Origin of the sequence: Microbispora corallina, assembly GCF_016863035.1 — a bacterium.
Classification (GTDB): domain Bacteria; phylum Actinomycetota; class Actinomycetes; order Streptosporangiales; family Streptosporangiaceae; genus Microbispora; species Microbispora corallina.
The window spans coordinates 1-691 of record NZ_BOOC01000116.1; the positions used below are offsets into that span (position 1 = coordinate 1).

At 70.0% G+C, this 691-nt stretch carries 1 protein-coding gene; it reads right to left on the reverse strand.

Annotated features, from left to right (window positions below; all coding sequences use genetic code 11):
* Positions 1 to 691 (reverse strand): arabinofuranosidase catalytic domain-containing protein (locus Mco01_RS38785; protein ID WP_204061802.1); only part of this gene is annotated, 691 nt, incomplete at both ends.

A 691-nucleotide genomic window follows, 5' to 3' on the forward strand; every position in this document is an offset into this window, starting at 1 on the left:
GCCTGGACGGCGTTCTCGGTGGCGTCGGAGGGGTAGCCCGCGACGATGGCGCCCTCGTAGAAGGTGCCGGCGCTGAGGTTGGTGTTGTTGGCGCAGCAGTCGCCGCCGCTGCCCAGGATGATCGCGCCCTGCTTCTTCATCGGGCTGTAGCCGCCGGGCAGGTTGCCGTCCCACAACGTGTAGAGGCCGCCGGACTGCGCGTTGGCGCCCTTGATGGCGAACCGGGACGTGCCGTTGTTCTTCAGCATCGCGGTGACGAACTTGCTGGTGAACGCCCGCTGGTTGGGGTTCCACGACTGGCTGCCGCCGGGATACAAGCCGTATTCCAGGTCGGCCTGCACCCACGGGCCGCTGCCCGAGCAGCCGCCGAACCAGCAGCTGGTGCCGAAGTAGATGGCGTCCATCGCGCCGGGGCCGTCGGCCCTGCGGGTGGTCTCGCTGTTGCCGTAGTCGAAGCAGCAGCCGCTGTTGACGTGCGTGCCGCTGGTCACCATGTACACGCCCTCGGGCGCGCTGCCGGTCGGCACACCGGTCAGGTGGCCGTCGCGCCAGTAGCTGTTGCCGGGGTTGATGTACAGCGAGTACGCCTTGCCGCCGCCGACCGTCAACGACTCGCGGGTCGCGCTCGCCGGGGTGTCGGCGCCGCCGACCCCACCCGGGCCCTGGTAGCCGACGTTGTTGCCGTGCCCGG